At 53.4% G+C, this 14,271-nt stretch carries 10 protein-coding genes; 8 read left to right on the plus strand and 2 right to left on the minus strand.

Going from position 1 to position 14,271, the window contains the following annotated elements; all coding sequences use genetic code 11:
- Nucleotides 1–43: 43 nt before the first annotated feature.
- From HU175_RS12290 to HU175_RS12310, 5 genes are all read left to right on the plus strand, one after another.
- On the plus strand, nucleotides 44–2,134 hold the full coding sequence (locus HU175_RS12290; protein WP_228724138.1) for a histidine kinase dimerization/phosphoacceptor domain -containing protein: 2,091 nt from the start codon (nucleotides 44–46) through the stop codon (nucleotides 2,132–2,134).
- 89 nt (nucleotides 2,135–2,223) lie between these two features.
- Complete coding sequence (locus HU175_RS12295; RefSeq protein ID WP_176566881.1) at nucleotides 2,224–3,000, plus strand: response regulator; 777 nt, start codon at nucleotides 2,224–2,226, stop codon at nucleotides 2,998–3,000.
- 245 nt (nucleotides 3,001–3,245) lie between these two features.
- Nucleotides 3,246–3,797, plus strand: coding sequence for an RNA polymerase sigma factor (locus HU175_RS12300; protein WP_176566882.1), 552 nt, complete (start codon nucleotides 3,246–3,248; stop codon nucleotides 3,795–3,797).
- A 164-nt stretch (nucleotides 3,798–3,961) separates the two neighbouring features.
- Nucleotides 3,962–6,556, plus strand: coding sequence for a glycosyl hydrolase family 95 catalytic domain-containing protein (locus HU175_RS12305; RefSeq protein WP_176566883.1), 2,595 nt, complete (start codon nucleotides 3,962–3,964; stop codon nucleotides 6,554–6,556).
- Between the two features lie 207 nt (nucleotides 6,557–6,763).
- Nucleotides 6,764–9,208, plus strand: coding sequence for a TonB-dependent receptor (locus HU175_RS12310; RefSeq protein WP_176566884.1), 2,445 nt, complete (start codon nucleotides 6,764–6,766; stop codon nucleotides 9,206–9,208).
- 66 nt (nucleotides 9,209–9,274) lie between these two features.
- Here the strand turns inward: HU175_RS12310 and HU175_RS12315 are convergent, their stop codons facing one another.
- Nucleotides 9,275–10,153, minus strand: a complete 879-nt coding sequence (locus HU175_RS12315) for a DMT family transporter (protein WP_176566885.1) — start codon at nucleotides 10,151–10,153, stop codon at nucleotides 9,275–9,277.
- 15 nt (nucleotides 10,154–10,168) lie between these two features.
- Nucleotides 10,169–10,609, minus strand: a complete 441-nt coding sequence (locus HU175_RS12320) for a DUF2809 domain-containing protein (RefSeq protein ID WP_176566886.1) — start codon at nucleotides 10,607–10,609, stop codon at nucleotides 10,169–10,171.
- Nucleotides 10,610–10,757: 148 nt separating this feature from the next.
- Between HU175_RS12320 and HU175_RS12325 the strand changes: the two genes are divergently transcribed.
- The 3 genes from HU175_RS12325 to HU175_RS12335 all read left to right on the plus strand — a co-directional run bounded on the left by HU175_RS12325 (nucleotide 10,758) and on the right by HU175_RS12335 (nucleotide 14,255).
- Nucleotides 10,758–12,083, plus strand: coding sequence for a DEAD/DEAH box helicase (locus tag HU175_RS12325; RefSeq protein WP_176566887.1), 1,326 nt, complete (start codon nucleotides 10,758–10,760; stop codon nucleotides 12,081–12,083).
- A gap of 205 nt (nucleotides 12,084–12,288) precedes the next feature.
- Complete coding sequence (locus HU175_RS12330) at nucleotides 12,289–12,957, plus strand: bifunctional 4-hydroxy-2-oxoglutarate aldolase/2-dehydro-3-deoxy-phosphogluconate aldolase (protein WP_176566888.1); 669 nt, start codon at nucleotides 12,289–12,291, stop codon at nucleotides 12,955–12,957.
- Nucleotides 12,954–14,255, plus strand: coding sequence for an MFS transporter (locus HU175_RS12335; RefSeq protein WP_176566889.1), 1,302 nt, complete (start codon nucleotides 12,954–12,956; stop codon nucleotides 14,253–14,255). The genes HU175_RS12330 and HU175_RS12335 overlap by 4 nt, the downstream gene beginning before the upstream one ends.
- Nucleotides 14,256–14,271: the final 16 nt, after the last annotated feature.

The following is a 14,271-nucleotide window of genomic DNA, read 5'->3' on the forward strand; positions in this document are numbered from 1 at the left end:
ATGCGCATGCCTGTGAGGGAGAGTACCTGGCGCCGTAGATTTTATGCTTCTGTTTATGAAATGTCAGCACTGGTGCGTTACTGTATTTCTGTTTACACTTCTCATCAACTCACCCGTCAGGGCGCAGCGCCGGCTGATCGACAGTCTGCGGGTAAGTCTGACCAAAAAACTGCCGGACACGACGCGGGCCAATACCTATTACGATATTGCCAATGCGTTTTATAAGCAGACCAACTACGATTCGGCGCATGCGTACCTCGATCGGATGCCGACCTACTGTCGCCGGGTAAACTACAGGCTGGGTCTGGGCCATTACAACCGCCTGAAAGGCATTATGTATACCCAGCAGGGGCGGTTCGATGACGCCATGCGGCAGCTTCACGCTGCGGCCGATCAGTTTGCCAAAGCCAATAAAGAAAAACTCGTCGCCCGAACGTATAGTAGTCTGGGGTTGCTTTACAAAACGATGGGGCAGGACAACCAGCGGGTCGATGCGTTGCTGAAACAGGGGATTGCCTACCTGAACAAAGCCATTGCGATCAACCAGCGGCTCAATCTGCCCGATCAACTGGTCGATAATTACGTCAACCTGGGCATCACGTACGAAGACATGCACGAGTATGATCTTGGCCGGGACTGCTTCCTGAAAGCCCTGGCGATCAATGATGAAACGAAGGCGTACGAGGATGCCTACCGGGTTATTTATAACGATCTGGGAAAAAACTACAACGTGCGGGGCGAGTACGAAACGGCCATCGGCTACCTCAACAAATCCCTGGCGATCAACCTGAAAAACAATCGAATTTCCAGCCTCGTTCACAATTACCGCAACCTGGCTACGTCCTACCGGGGGCTGAAGCAGTTTCCTAAAGCCGTAGAATACGGCGAAAAAGCCCGCCAGCTGGTTGAGCAAAGCAAAAATACGACCCTGGCTCAGTCAGTTTACCGGGGGCTGTCGGCGTCATATGCCGCTGCGGGGCAGTACGAGAAAGCGTATCAGTATTTACTGAAAGGCAAAAGTCTGGAAGACTCGCTGATGAATATTCAGAAAGCAGAGGTCATTGCGCAGATACAGGCGTTGTATGATACCCGGAAAGCAACCGAGGTAGCTGAAGTAGGGGCAAGGATGCAACTGGATAAAGCCCGGGAGATTGCCCGCATTGAAGCCGAAAAAGCGCTTGAAATTACCAGTATTCAGGCCAGTGAACGAACGCGCCTGGCCGATCTGCGAGCGGACGCCGATGTGGAGAAAACGCGGGCAGTGGCCGAAGTTGAAGCTAAATACGAAAATCAGAAACGGCAGCAGCGACTTCTTGAACTGGACGCGCTGACTCATCTTCAGACGCGCCAGGTAAATTATATGTCGGGTGGGCTGGGGATACTGGTGGTGTTGCTCGGTCTGCTGGTGTACCAGTACCGGGCCATTCGACTGGCTAATCGGCGGTTGTCTATTCAGAATAAAGTAATCAGTACGAAAAGCACCCTGCTGGCCGAACAGGCCGATCAGCTACGCACGCTGATGAAAGAACTGCACCACCGGGTGAAAAACAATTTGGCCATCGTGTCGGGTTTGCTGACATTGCAGGCCAACGGGCTGGAGGACGAAAACATGGCGCAGGCCGTCCGGATCGGGCAGCAACGGGTAGAGGCCATGTCGCTTATTCACCAGCGGCTGTACCAGACCGATCGGGTCACGGTAATTAATATGAACGAGTACCTGACTGATCTGGCCGTCAGCCTGATGCGGGCTTATGGGTATCAGGCGAATGAATTCGACCTGCGGATGGATATTACCCAGCAAGAGTTGGACGTGGACGTTGCCATACCGCTGGGGCTGATTGTGAATGAACTGGTCACGAACGCCTTCAAGTATGCGTATAATACCGGCAAAAGGCCATTTCTCCGCATCAGCCTGCTCAAGGCTGATCAGTCTGCCCGGCCGACCATTACGCTGGAGGTCCAGGACAACGGCCCTGGCATAGAGGAACTCGACTGGCAACGGCGTACCACCCGGACCTCGTTCGGCAAACGACTCATTACGTCCCTGACGGAGCAACTGGAAGGAAAACTGGAGCTGTACAAAATGAATGGTGCTCTGTTCCGGCTCTACATTCCGCAATCGAGACTTAATTGAGAATTTTTACTCGCTGGAACATATAAAGACTTAAGAGTATGTTACATTAGCCGGTCAATAAAGAACAGTAGCCATTTTTTGGTGTTTGCATGACCGCTGACGAACGTATGCAGATTCTGATTGTGGAAGACGAAGCCATCCTGGCGATGGAATTGTCGGACTCGTTGGAACAGGAAGGGTATCATGTTGTTGGCAGGGCCGCTAACGGACGCCGGGCGCTGGAGATTTTTCTGCAGCAGCGGGTTGACCTTGTCCTGTGCGACATTACCATCAAAGGCGACTGGGATGGCATCGAGACCGTTCGGCAGCTAATGAACGAGCGTCCGGTAGCGGTGGTGTATTTGACCGCCCTGACCGACCGGGAAACGCTGGATCGCGCCAAGCAAACGTATCCGTCGGCTTTTCTTAACAAACCCTATCAGCTAAACAGCCTGCGTACGGCCATCGAACTGGCAATCCATAATTTCTCGCAGCGCCAGACCGCCCTGTCTGCTGATATAAGCCAGCCAGCTGTTGAACGGGATAACGCAGCACACGAGTCAATCCTGCGGATGGGCAACTCGTTATTTATCAAACAGAATTACCAGTTTGTACGAACAAGTCTGGACGAAATCCTGTACCTCGAAGCGGAAAACGTCTATACTACCCTGGTAACAGCCAGTCGCAAATACGTATTACGTTTGTCGCTGGGTGGGGCGCTGGATCTGATTCGCCAATCTCAGTTGATCCGTATTCACCGCTCTTATGCTGTGAACATCCAGCAGGTCGTTTCGTTTAGCGAGACCGAGATCATCGTTGGCTCATACACACTGCCGCTGGGACGCAGTTATAAGGATGCTTTTCTGCAGCAGCTGCGCAGTCGGTAAACCCTTCTCAGCCTAAATTCGGACCTTCACATACAGATTTACGTTACTCACCTCATTCGGAAGCCGAGAAGAGCCTAAGTAACTTATATTTAAGCAGCAGCTACCCAGACAACACTTTGTAGTGAAGTTCTTTGGAGAATATGTAAGTTGAAAGCCTGCATCATTCGCTGCGAGCAACGGCATCGGAACGAGTTTTCGTGGGTGTCGGCGTTACGTTACTAACCCATTCTCAACCTAACGAATCTATGCACGCGTCATCCATGACCGATGAGGAAGTAATCCGTCTGTACCTGGCAAGCAAACCCGACGACTGTTTCAACACCCTCTACAGTCGTTACGTCAAAAAAGTGTACCGGCGCTGCTTATCGCTGACGCATCATGTCGAAACCGCCGAAGACTTCACGCATGATATCTTCATACGAGCGTTTTCCAAACTAAGCGCCTTTCAGGGGCGGTCCAGTTTCTCAACCTGGCTCTACGCCATTTCCTACAACTACTGCATCAGTCAACTCGAACGGTTGCAGCGATTGAATCACATCGGTCTGGAAGGAATGGGCGCCAGTGTAGCCGATACCAGCAGCGACGATATGGTTGAAGTGATGTATCTGCAGTTGAACCGGGCGATGGCAACGCTGTCGGTCGATGAGGTCACGCTGCTGAAGTTAAAATACGAGGACGATCTGGGTATTGACGAGCTGGCCCGGAAATATAACATTGGCAGTGGTGCTGTCAAGATGCGGTTGAAACGAAGCCGTGATAAGGTCCGGCGGATTTACGAACACATGGACCTGAACTGATTTTTGGACAGGGTTACAGGATTTGATTCATTTTTAAAACCACAAAACCCTGTAGTCCTGTCCAAAAACTTTATCCCCTCGAAATAGAGTCGTACGAAAAGGAATGTTGATCAGCTGTCGTTTTTTCGGCACCTTTGGGCCAGTAAATGACCCTTTTCTTTTTCATGAAATTTTCTTTCTGTACCGTTTACGCGCTGGTTGCCGTAGCTGCAGGTACGAACGCCTTTTCGCAGGCCCCCCCGTCTCCCCCCCAGACGCTCTGGTATAATCAACCGGCCCGGAACTGGAACGAAGCCCTGCCCATCGGCAACGGTCGACTGGGAGCCATGATTTTTGGTAACGTTACCGAGGACGTTCTCCAGCTAAACGAAGCCACCCTCTGGTCGGGCGGGCCGGTAAACCGAAATCCAAATCCCGGTGCGGCCAAACACCTGCCTGCCGTGCGGGAAGCCCTTCTCCGGGAAGATTACACCCAGGCAATGCAGTTGACCAAACAACTACAGGGGCTCTACACGGAAGCTTACCAGCCGCTGGGTGACCTGGTGATCCGGCAGCCAACGGCCGCCAAGGCTACGTCGTATCGGCGCGACCTGAATATTAGTAACGCCATCGCCACCACCCGCTTTACCAGTAACGGCGTTACGTTTACCCGGGAGATGTTCGTATCAGCACCCGATCAGGTTATTGTGCTACGTCTGACGGCGGATAAGCAAAAGGCGCTCACGCTGACTCTGGGAACCCGCAGCCAGCATCCAGTTACTAAGACGGTGCTGACGCAGCAGGAACTGGCGATCCGGGGAAAGGCGCCCGCCCATGCCGATCCCAACTACGTGAACTATACCAAAAATCCGGTTATCTATACTGACTCGGCGGGATGCCGGGGTATGCGGTTTGACTGGCGCATCCGGGTTCGGGAAACCGACGGAAAAGTGAGCGTCGATACGGCCGGCGTACACATCAGTCAGGCCACACAGGCGGTGATCCTGCTGACGGCGGCAACCAGCTTTAACGGTTTCGACAAGTGCCCCGACAGCGAGGGGAAGGATGAAAAAAAACTGGCTGCACAGTATATACAGCAGGCGCTTGGGAAGTCAGTTAGCCAGTTGCGGCAGGTTCACGTAGCTGACTATCAGCGGCTGGCGAATCGGGTGCGTTTTTCGCTCGATAGCCCTGGTGGGGGTGGAGACTCGCCCGCTACGTTGCCAACGGATGAGCGCCTGAAACGGTATGCTCAGGGGGCTGCCGATCCTGCGCTGGAGAGCATGTATTTTCAGTTTGGCCGGTATCTACTCATTTCTTCGTCGCGACCGAAGCAGGCTAATGCGCCCCAAGCAGGGATGCCAGGCATACCGGCCAATCTCCAGGGGATCTGGAACCCAATTGTCCGGCCGCCCTGGAGCAGCAACTACACGACCAACATCAATACGGAGATGAATTACTGGCCGGCGGAAATGGTCAATCTGTCAGAATTACATACACCGTTGCTGGACTGGATTGGTTATATGGCTGTAACGGGCCGCGAAACCACCAAAAATTTCTACAACGCCCGCGGCTGGACAGTGCACCATAACTCCGACATCTGGGCGACCTCGAATCCGGTAGGTGACCTGGGAAAGGGCGACCCGAATTGGGCGAACTGGGCAATGGGCGGTCCCTGGCTGGCCCAGCATCTGTGGGAACACTACGCCTTCACGGGCGATCAGGCGTACCTGCAGAACTACGCCTATCCGCTGATGAAAGAGACCGCGCAATTCTGCCTCGACTGGCTGATTCCCGATCAGCAGGGCCGCCTGATAACGGCTCCCTCAACCTCACCCGAAAACATTTTTGTTACCGAAAAAGGTGTGAAGGGCTCCGTATCCGTGGCAACAACGATGGATATGGGTATCATCTGGGACTTGTTCAGCAATGTTATTCAGGCGTCCGAGCAACTGGGCATCGATACTGCTTTCCGTCAGGAACTGCTGGCCAAAAAGAAGCAGTTGTTTCCGTTGCAGATTGGGCGGAAAGGTAATCTGCAGGAGTGGTACAAGGACTGGGACGACGAAGATCCGCAGCACCGGCACGTATCGCACCTGTTTGCCCTGCATCCGGGCCGGGAAATTTCTCCGCTCACGACGCCTGCTTTTGCCGATGCCGCCCGGCAGACGCTGGCGATCCGGGGGGATGGCGGAACGGGCTGGAGCAAGTCCTGGAAAATCAATTTCTGGGCCCGACTGCACGACGGCAACCACGCTTACAAACTCCTGCGCGAGCTGCTGAAACTAACAGGACTGGAAGGAACCGACTATGCCAAAGGGGGCGGTACGTACCCCAACCTGTTGTGTGCCCACCCGCCCTTCCAGATCGACGGTAATTTTGGCGGCACGTCGGGTATTGGCGAGATGCTGCTGCAAAGCCAGAATGGTCTGCTGAACGTACTGCCCGCCCGGCCTGATGCCTGGGCTTCGGGAGAAATAACCGGATTAAAGGCCAGAGGAGGCTATGAAGTAGATATCCAGTGGAAACAGGGAAAACTCACGCGGCTGGTCGTTCACTCCAAACTGGGCGGAAACTGCCGGCTACGCCTGCCGAACGGCCTGGTTATGAACGGTAATAAACCGCTGAAACAGGCTGCCGGAGCTAATCCAAACCCATTCTTTAAACTTCCTGAAAACCAGTTCCAGACCGCAACGCCTGAACAGGTGACGGGGGCCGCGCAGGTGTATGACTTGCCAACGGAGCCGGGAAAAACGTATGTACTAACCACTAAATCCTAGCGCCGACTCGTAGAAAGACCGGTAGTTGATACGCTTATATTGAGTAAAATCTCCTGTTTGGCCGAAGTAGCCTGGCAGGAGATTTTTTTGTTAGGAGCGAACCAGGACTGGGAAAAAGTAAAATTAAAATTGAATTAAAATGCACAGAACGACCTATATCAAGGTTTGATCACTCTACTTTTGCGTGAATATAATCAGTCTAAATAAATGAAGACACGTTTCCGAACTGGTATTTTTTACGCACTACTTCTAATCCTTTTCAGTAATCGGCTTACCGCGCAGACGCTCGGATCAATCAATGGAACTGTTACCACGCGTGACGGTCGACCGGCCTCCTATGTAAACGTTGGCCTGAAAGAGGTCCGTAAAGGAGCCGTAACCGCCGAAGACGGTTCTTTTCAGATCAAAGGGGTTGCCGAAGGGACTTATACCTTGAAAGTCAGTTTTGTAGGGCTGGAGCCGCAGGAAAAATCAGTAACGGTCCGTTCCGGGCAGGCAACCAAACAGGACATTACGCTGGCCGAAAGCGAATCGCAGCTGAGCGAAGTGGAAGTAACGGGCACCAACAGCGTAGTCACGCTCGGCAAAGCGGGCATCGCTCCACTGGATCTACCGCAGATGACCGGTGTGGTCAGTAACGTGGTTATCGAAGACCAGCAGATCAACCGGCTGGGCGACGCCCTGCGTAATGTCAGCGGAGTTTCGCTGACCCAGCAACGGGGTGGCGTTGCCGAAACGTTTACGGCCCGTGGGTACAGCATCGGGATTGCCGGGGCCGGCAGCAGCGGGAGCATTTTCAAAAATGGCGTGATCTCCAACTCGGCTGGTTTTCCTGATGCCAGTACGCTGGAATCGGTTGAAGTTCTGAAAGGTAGCGCGGCCCTGCTATATGGTACGGTATCGGGTGGTCTGATCATTAACCTGGTGACCAAAAAACCGAAATTCAACTGGGGCGGTGAAGTATCGATGCGGGCGGGCAGCTACAGTCTGTATAAACCCATCGTTGACGTGTACGGCCCCATCGCTAAAAATCTGGCGTTCCGGGTAGTTGGCACGTATGAAAACGCGAAAAGCTACCGCGACGTAGTAAAAACGGAGCGGGTGTATGTGAACCCCTCACTACTCTACAAGCTGGGGAACAAGACCACCATTCTGCTGCAGGCTGATTATCTGAAATCGAATCTCACGCCCGACAATGGTATCGGCTCGCTGAACGCCAACCGGGATGCCGAAATTCCGACGACCGTTCCCCGCTCGCGCTTCATCAATACCCGCTGGGCCTATAACAACCTGGATCAGAAAACCGCGACACTGAACGTAGACCATGCCTTTACGGACAACTGGAAGCTGACGTTTATTACCTCGGCGCAGGAGACGAACGTAACGGCTTTTGGCGCGGGTGTACCCAACAATAACATTGCCGCCAACGGCGACTGGAACCGCACGCTGAGCCGGACCCTGACGTCGGAAAAGGATTATACCGGACAACTGAACCTGAATGGCCGGTTCAACACGGGCCCGATTGCACACCAGCTTCTGGTGGGTACAGATCTGGTTGCTGTGAGCAGCGTCAGTAATTCGTTTACGATTACCAATAATGGCGTAGGCGTAACGACCTACGACCGGATCAACATTCTGGACCCGGCGAAATACCAGGAGCAGACGTACATTCCGGATTCTCGGGCTATTAGCCGCACAACATCTCCGCTCTACCGCTCGGGGGTGTACGTGCAGGATCTGATCAGCCTGACGGACAAATTCAAAGTACTGGCTGGTATCCGCTGGTCGTACCAGAAGACCCTGCAAACGCAGATCATGAACCTGGTCACGAACGCTGAAACGCGCGGGACGGCGCTGACCCGGTATGACCGGGCGTTCTCGCCAAAGGTAGCCCTGATCTATCAGCCAATCCGGATGACGTCGATCTTTGCGAGCTATTCCAATAACTTCTCGACAAACAGCGGGGTCGATATTTACGGGCAGCAATTACGCCCGTCGATCGTCGATCAGTACGAAGTTGGGGTTAAAAACGAACTGTTCGATGGGCGTCTGACCGCTAACGTCGGTATCTACCGCATCCGCAACAGCGACTTCGCCCAGACGGCGCTTACCAAAGCCGACGGGACGCCCAACACGGATACGAACGTGAAGGAGTTTACGGGCGAGACTACCAGTGACGGGCTGGAAATAGATCTGGCGGGTAACCTCTCCAGGAACGTATATTTCATTACGGGCTACGGCTACAACTACATGCGCTACACCAAAGCGTCGACGGTGCCCGGCGTTGGGGCTCCCATTTTGGGGGAGCGGTTAATTAATAACCCTGCTCATACGGCTAATGCTACGCTGTTTTACACCTTCGATCTACCTCAACTACGCGGCCTGAAACTGGGCGCGTCAGCTTTCTACACGGGTGCCCGGTACGGTGGTCTGAACAACACGGTGGGCCAGACGCCCGCCTACAATCGTCTGATTCCGCTGACCGGCTTTACGACGATCGACATGACCGCTGGGTATACGTACCAGAAAATTTCGCTGCTGGTGAAACTGTCCAACATCACCAATGAACTGAACTACCTGATTCACGACCGCTACAGCATCATGCCTATCGCACCCCGGCAGGTTGTAGCAACGGTATCATATAAATTCTAGTGGTGACATCCGTAAACAAACAGACGCCAGCCTGGTAACGGGCTGGCGTCTGTTTGTTTATAGACTTTACTGCCGGACTGCTTCTACCTTTCGAATGGAAATAAAGCTCTGTAACGCAACCGACGACATAACGAGCAGCAAGCCAGCATAGAAGGACGTATTCACAGTCTTGCTCTCGCCGAAGAAGAGAAACGCCATAACGATCGCATAGATCGGCTCCAGGTTGAAACTCAAATTCACCGTGAACGCCGGTATTTTCCGCAGGGACTCCGCAAACAGAACGTACAGGCCGACCGTACAAAACAGCGATAACAGCAGTAGATAGAACGTATCGGTTAGGCCTGGAATGAGGGTTGCGACCGGAAAATAGTGGAGATAGATCGGTAGGAGCAGGCCCAGGCCAATCGTACCACCCAGCATCTGGTAATAATTGATCAACTTACTATCATAGTGGCGTACCAACCGCTCATTATAGATCGTATAAAGAGCGGCAAAGGCGGAGGAGATGGTACCCAGGACAATCCCAAGCTGATAGGACGCGTCGAAATGAAAGATCAGACCGATACCGGCCAGCGTCAGCATACTCAGTAACAGCTCCGATGCAACAAACTTCTGTTTGATCAGGGCTCCAAAAACGGCCGTAAAAAAGCTGGTCAGGCAGTAACAGACCACCCCGATCGAAATGTTGGAATACTTGATACTGGCATAGAAAAACACCCAGTGAATGGTAATAAACAGCCCGACCCTGGCAATATCAAACTTCTTCTTGCGGGAGATAGCCGTATTGATTTTGAACAGCTTCAGAATTATAAACAGGAAGACCGCGGAAAAGAAGACTCGGTACCAGACCAGAAGGCCTTCGTTGAGGGTAATCAGCTTTCCGAATACACCAGTGAAGCCCGCGAGTACTACAGCAATATGCAATACCAGGTATGTTTTTTTCATAAGAATTGTCTTTACTCAGGAGTAACCGCCCCGATACCGTACTGGAATGGCATACGTTTCGATGAGTACACCCAGTCCCACGCCCACCACGTAACACAGTAGATCACTCCAGACGAAGCTGAAACCCAGTATTAGCCCCCCTAAACGGGTGGCCCGCAGACTGTCGATCCAGGGAGCGTGGTATAACTGACTAAGTTCGATACCTACGGAAAACCCTAAAGTGGCCGTTGCAACGGCGGAGATTGTCCACCGGCGGAAGACAAAGGCACCCCCAAAATAGACCATCAACGCCCAGAGTGCATCACCAACGTATAGTTTGACGAATGAATAATCGCCCAGGAAACGCCGGGACGCTAACCCCAGCAATAGGACGCTACCCACAAGAATACCGTAGATAATTCGGTTTCTGGTAAGGCGAGGTCGGGCGATGACCGGGCTAAAGTGGGTACTGGACATTTTTATAAGCGCGTGCGTCGACAAATATTGACAAATTATGTGTTATGCCCATGTCCAACCATGAGCCGCTGTGAACAGGAGAGCCCTGAGAGTCCTCAACGCTGACCGATTCGCCGTACCTTTGTGTTGCTTTTTAGATACTATAGCCATGACTTTCGACGATCTGAATCTGAATAAACCCTTGCTCCGCGCGCTGGAGGATTTAACTTATACAACCCCAACGACGATTCAGGAAAAGGTTTTTTCGATCGCTATGTCGGGACAGGATGTGTGCGGAATTGCGCAGACCGGAACGGGAAAAACGATTGCGTACCTGTTGCCCTGCCTGCGGCAGCTTCAGTTTTCGAAAGAGCGCCAGACCCAGATGCTGATTCTGGTACCGACCCGGGAGCTGGTTGCTCAGGTGGTCGAAACGGTTAAACAACTCACGGCCTACATGAGCCTGACGACGGTCGGTGTGTACGGGGGCGTCAACCTGAAACCGCAGCTGGCTGAGGTACAGCAGGGAGCTGATATTCTCGTGGCCACGCCCGGCCGAATGGTCGATATTCTGTCCAGTGGCATCTATAAGGCCAAAAGCATCAAGAAACTGGTGATCGACGAGGTCGACGAAATGCTCGATCTGGGCTTTCGGGCACAGCTGAAAGTGATTCTGGATCTGCTGCCGCCCCGTCGCCAGAACCTGCTTTTTTCGGCTACGCTCACCGACGAGGTAGAAGGGCTGCTGGATACGTATTTTAATAGCCCCGTTTATGTAGAGGCCGCGCCGGTTGGAACCCCACTGGAGAACATCTCCCAACGGGTGTACCGGGTGCCGAATATTAATACCAAGCTGAATCTGCTGAATCTGCTGCTGCGCGATACGAGCATGACTAAAGTGCTGCTCTTTGCCGCGACCCGCCACCAGGCCGATCTGCTGTTCGAACAGCTGGCCGACGAGTGCCCGGACAGTGTGGGGATCATCCACGCCAACAAAGCGCAGAACTACCGGTTCAACAGCGTCAACCAGTTCAAAGTCGGAACGTACCGCGTCCTGATTGCGACCGACGTAATTGCCCGCGGTCTGGACGTAGCGGGCGTGTCGCACGTCATTAATTTTGATACGCCGGATACGCCCGAAAACTACATCCACCGGATTGGCCGCACCGGTCGTGCCGACCAGCAGGGGATAGCTATTACGTTCGTTGCTGACAGCGAACAGGAGTACCTGGCGTCCATCGAGCAGTTGATGAACTATACCATTCCGGTGCAGCCCCTACCCGAAAAACTGGTCATCTCCGGTGAATTGCTGGACGAAGAAAAACCCCAGGTTCGAATGAAAAGTATCGACCTGACCGGGCCGAAACCTGAGTCGGGCGGGGGGGCTTTCCACGACAAAATTGACAAGAACAAAAAGGTCAACATCCGCCGGAACCACGCGGCCGAGAAAATGCTGAAGTACGGCCGGCCCATTAAGCGAAGCGGCAAAAAATAAGCCGTTACGCCCCACGCGAGCCGATAAATAGTTCTCCGGTTGCCAGTTGAAACGGGGAAATTATGCGGTTGCTGTGAGTAGATAAAGGCCAGCGTTGTATTATTACGGCGCTGGCCTTTATTGGCTACGCCCTGGGGCAACCAGGTCTTACTTACTGAGAATACCATACGCTTTACCCATTAATACGCTGAATTTCCAGTATAATATGCCTTCATTTTCGTCTGAGCAGCTCCTCGTTCTTCTACGCGAGCATCCAATTGTTCCCGTTTATTATAATGCCGATAGCCAGCAGGCGCAGGCCATTGTCCAGGCCTGTTACGATGGCGGACTGCGTTTGTTTGAATTCACCAACCGGGGCGACATGGCCTTCACGGTTTTTTCGCAGCTGGTTGAGTACGTTCGGACGAATTGCCCTGGCATGGCCATGGGCATCGGTACGATCCTGACGCCTGAGGATGCGGAGCGGTTTATGGATGCTGGGGCCGATTTTGTGGTGCAGCCCGTAACGACCGAGCTGATTGGCAAGATCTGTCAGACGCGGGGTATCCCCTGGATTCCGGCTGGGTCGACGCTAAATGAAATTTATCAGGCTACCCAGATGGGGGCCCAGGTCGTAAAAGTATTTCCCGGTAATGTGGTTGGTCCTGGTTTTATCAAAGCCATTCTGGGGCCAATGCCGCATCTGAAACTGATGGTGACGGGGGGCGTCGAACCCAACACCGACAGTCTGACGACCTGGTTTAAGGCGGGGGTAACCGCGGTCGGCATTGGCTCGCAACTATTCTCGGGGCCAAGCGCCGACCCATCAGCGCTGCGTGACCGGATCGCATCGCTGGTTCAACACACCACCTCTCTTACTACCCTACCTGCATGAGCAAAGCCGTCGGAAATTACCGCTGGACGATCGTAGCCTTACTTTTCTTTGCTACGACCATTAATTACCTTGACCGTCAGGTAGTTGGCTTGCTGAAGCCGACGCTGGAAAAAGAATTCAACTGGTCGGAGCTCGATTATAGCCGGATCGTGCAGGTATTCTCGGCGGCTTATGCCATTGGTCTGTTACTGTTTGGTCGATTCATCGATTATATCGGCACCAAGCTTGGGTACACCATTGCGATTATTTTCTGGAGTCTGGCGGCTATGGCGCACGCGCTGGCAACCGGTACGTTCGGGTTTATTGTCGCCCGGATTGGGCTGGGGCTGGGGGAGGCCGGTAATTTTCCGGCGGCTATCAAGACCGTAGCGGAATGGTTTCCTAAGCGGGAACGGGCGCTGGCAACGGGGATCTTCAACTCCGGCGCGAACATTGGCGCCGTCATTGCCCCCATTCTGGTTCCCTGGCTGCTGGGGGCTTACGGCTGGGAAATGGCGTTTATCGTTACGGGTGCGCTAGGTTTTATCTGGCTAGGCTTCTGGTATTTCGGGTATCAGATTCCGGCTAACCAGCCCAAGCTGTCGAAAGAGGAGCTTGCTTATATTCACAGTGATAACGAAAGCACCCCCGACGAGGTAGCCGATCATGGAGCGCCTGTATCCTGGAGAGAACTGCTGAGCAAGCGGCAAACCTGGACGTTCGTTTTTGGTAAAATGCTGACCGATCCAATCTGGTGGTTTTTCCTATTCTGGCTGCAGGACTACTTCGCTACTACATTCCATCTGGACACCAAAAAGCCGAACCTGTACCTGGCGGTGTTATACACCCTTGTCAGTATTGGCAGTATCGGTGGCGGCTATCTGTCCTCCGCGCTGATTGCCCGGGGATGGAGCGTCTGGAAAGCACGTAAGACTGCTATGCTGATTTTCGCCCTGCTCGTGGTACCCGTTATTGCGGTACGGTTCGGACCGGGGATCTGGACAGCCGTTGCCCTGATTGGTCTGGCCGGGGCTGCTCACCAGGCCTGGAGTGCCAATATTTTTACGACCGCGTCGGACATGTTTCCCAAACGGGCCGTTAGTTCGGTGGTTGGGATTGGCAGTATGGCCGGCTCGGTAGGGGGGATCATCTTTCCTGAATTTGTGGGCCGTATTCTGGACAGCTACAAACAGGCGGGGGATGTGCAGTCGGGTTACGGGATCATTTTCCTGATCTGCGGCTCGGCCTACCTGCTGGCCTGGCTGGTAATGCACCTGCTGACACCCACCATGAAACCGGTTGAACTGTCGTCACGTTAATTAGTGATGCTGACCC

This window comes from Spirosoma sp. KUDC1026 (assembly GCF_013375035.1).
Lineage (GTDB): Bacteria > Bacteroidota > Bacteroidia > Cytophagales > Spirosomataceae > Spirosoma.

What these genes read in the sequence shown, in the direction of transcription:
- HU175_RS12320 (WP_176566886.1), bottom strand. Translation starts at nt 10,609, where the DNA reads ATGTCCAGTACCCACTTTAGCCCGGTCATCGCCCGACCTCGCCTTACC.
- HU175_RS12330 (WP_176566888.1), top strand. Translation starts at nt 12,289, where the DNA reads ATGCCTTCATTTTCGTCTGAGCAGCTCCTCGTTCTTCTACGCGAGCAT.
- HU175_RS12310 (WP_176566884.1), top strand. Translation starts at nt 6,764, where the DNA reads ATGAAGACACGTTTCCGAACTGGTATTTTTTACGCACTACTTCTAATC.
- HU175_RS12305 (WP_176566883.1), top strand. Translation starts at nt 3,962, where the DNA reads ATGAAATTTTCTTTCTGTACCGTTTACGCGCTGGTTGCCGTAGCTGCA.
- HU175_RS12325 (WP_176566887.1), top strand. Translation starts at nt 10,758, where the DNA reads ATGACTTTCGACGATCTGAATCTGAATAAACCCTTGCTCCGCGCGCTG.
- HU175_RS12295 (WP_176566881.1), top strand. Translation starts at nt 2,224, where the DNA reads ATGACCGCTGACGAACGTATGCAGATTCTGATTGTGGAAGACGAAGCC.
- HU175_RS12300 (WP_176566882.1), top strand. Translation starts at nt 3,246, where the DNA reads ATGCACGCGTCATCCATGACCGATGAGGAAGTAATCCGTCTGTACCTG.
- HU175_RS12335 (WP_176566889.1), top strand. Translation starts at nt 12,954, where the DNA reads ATGAGCAAAGCCGTCGGAAATTACCGCTGGACGATCGTAGCCTTACTT.
- HU175_RS12290 (WP_228724138.1), top strand. Translation starts at nt 44, where the DNA reads ATGCTTCTGTTTATGAAATGTCAGCACTGGTGCGTTACTGTATTTCTG.
- HU175_RS12315 (WP_176566885.1), bottom strand. Translation starts at nt 10,153, where the DNA reads ATGAAAAAAACATACCTGGTATTGCATATTGCTGTAGTACTCGCGGGC.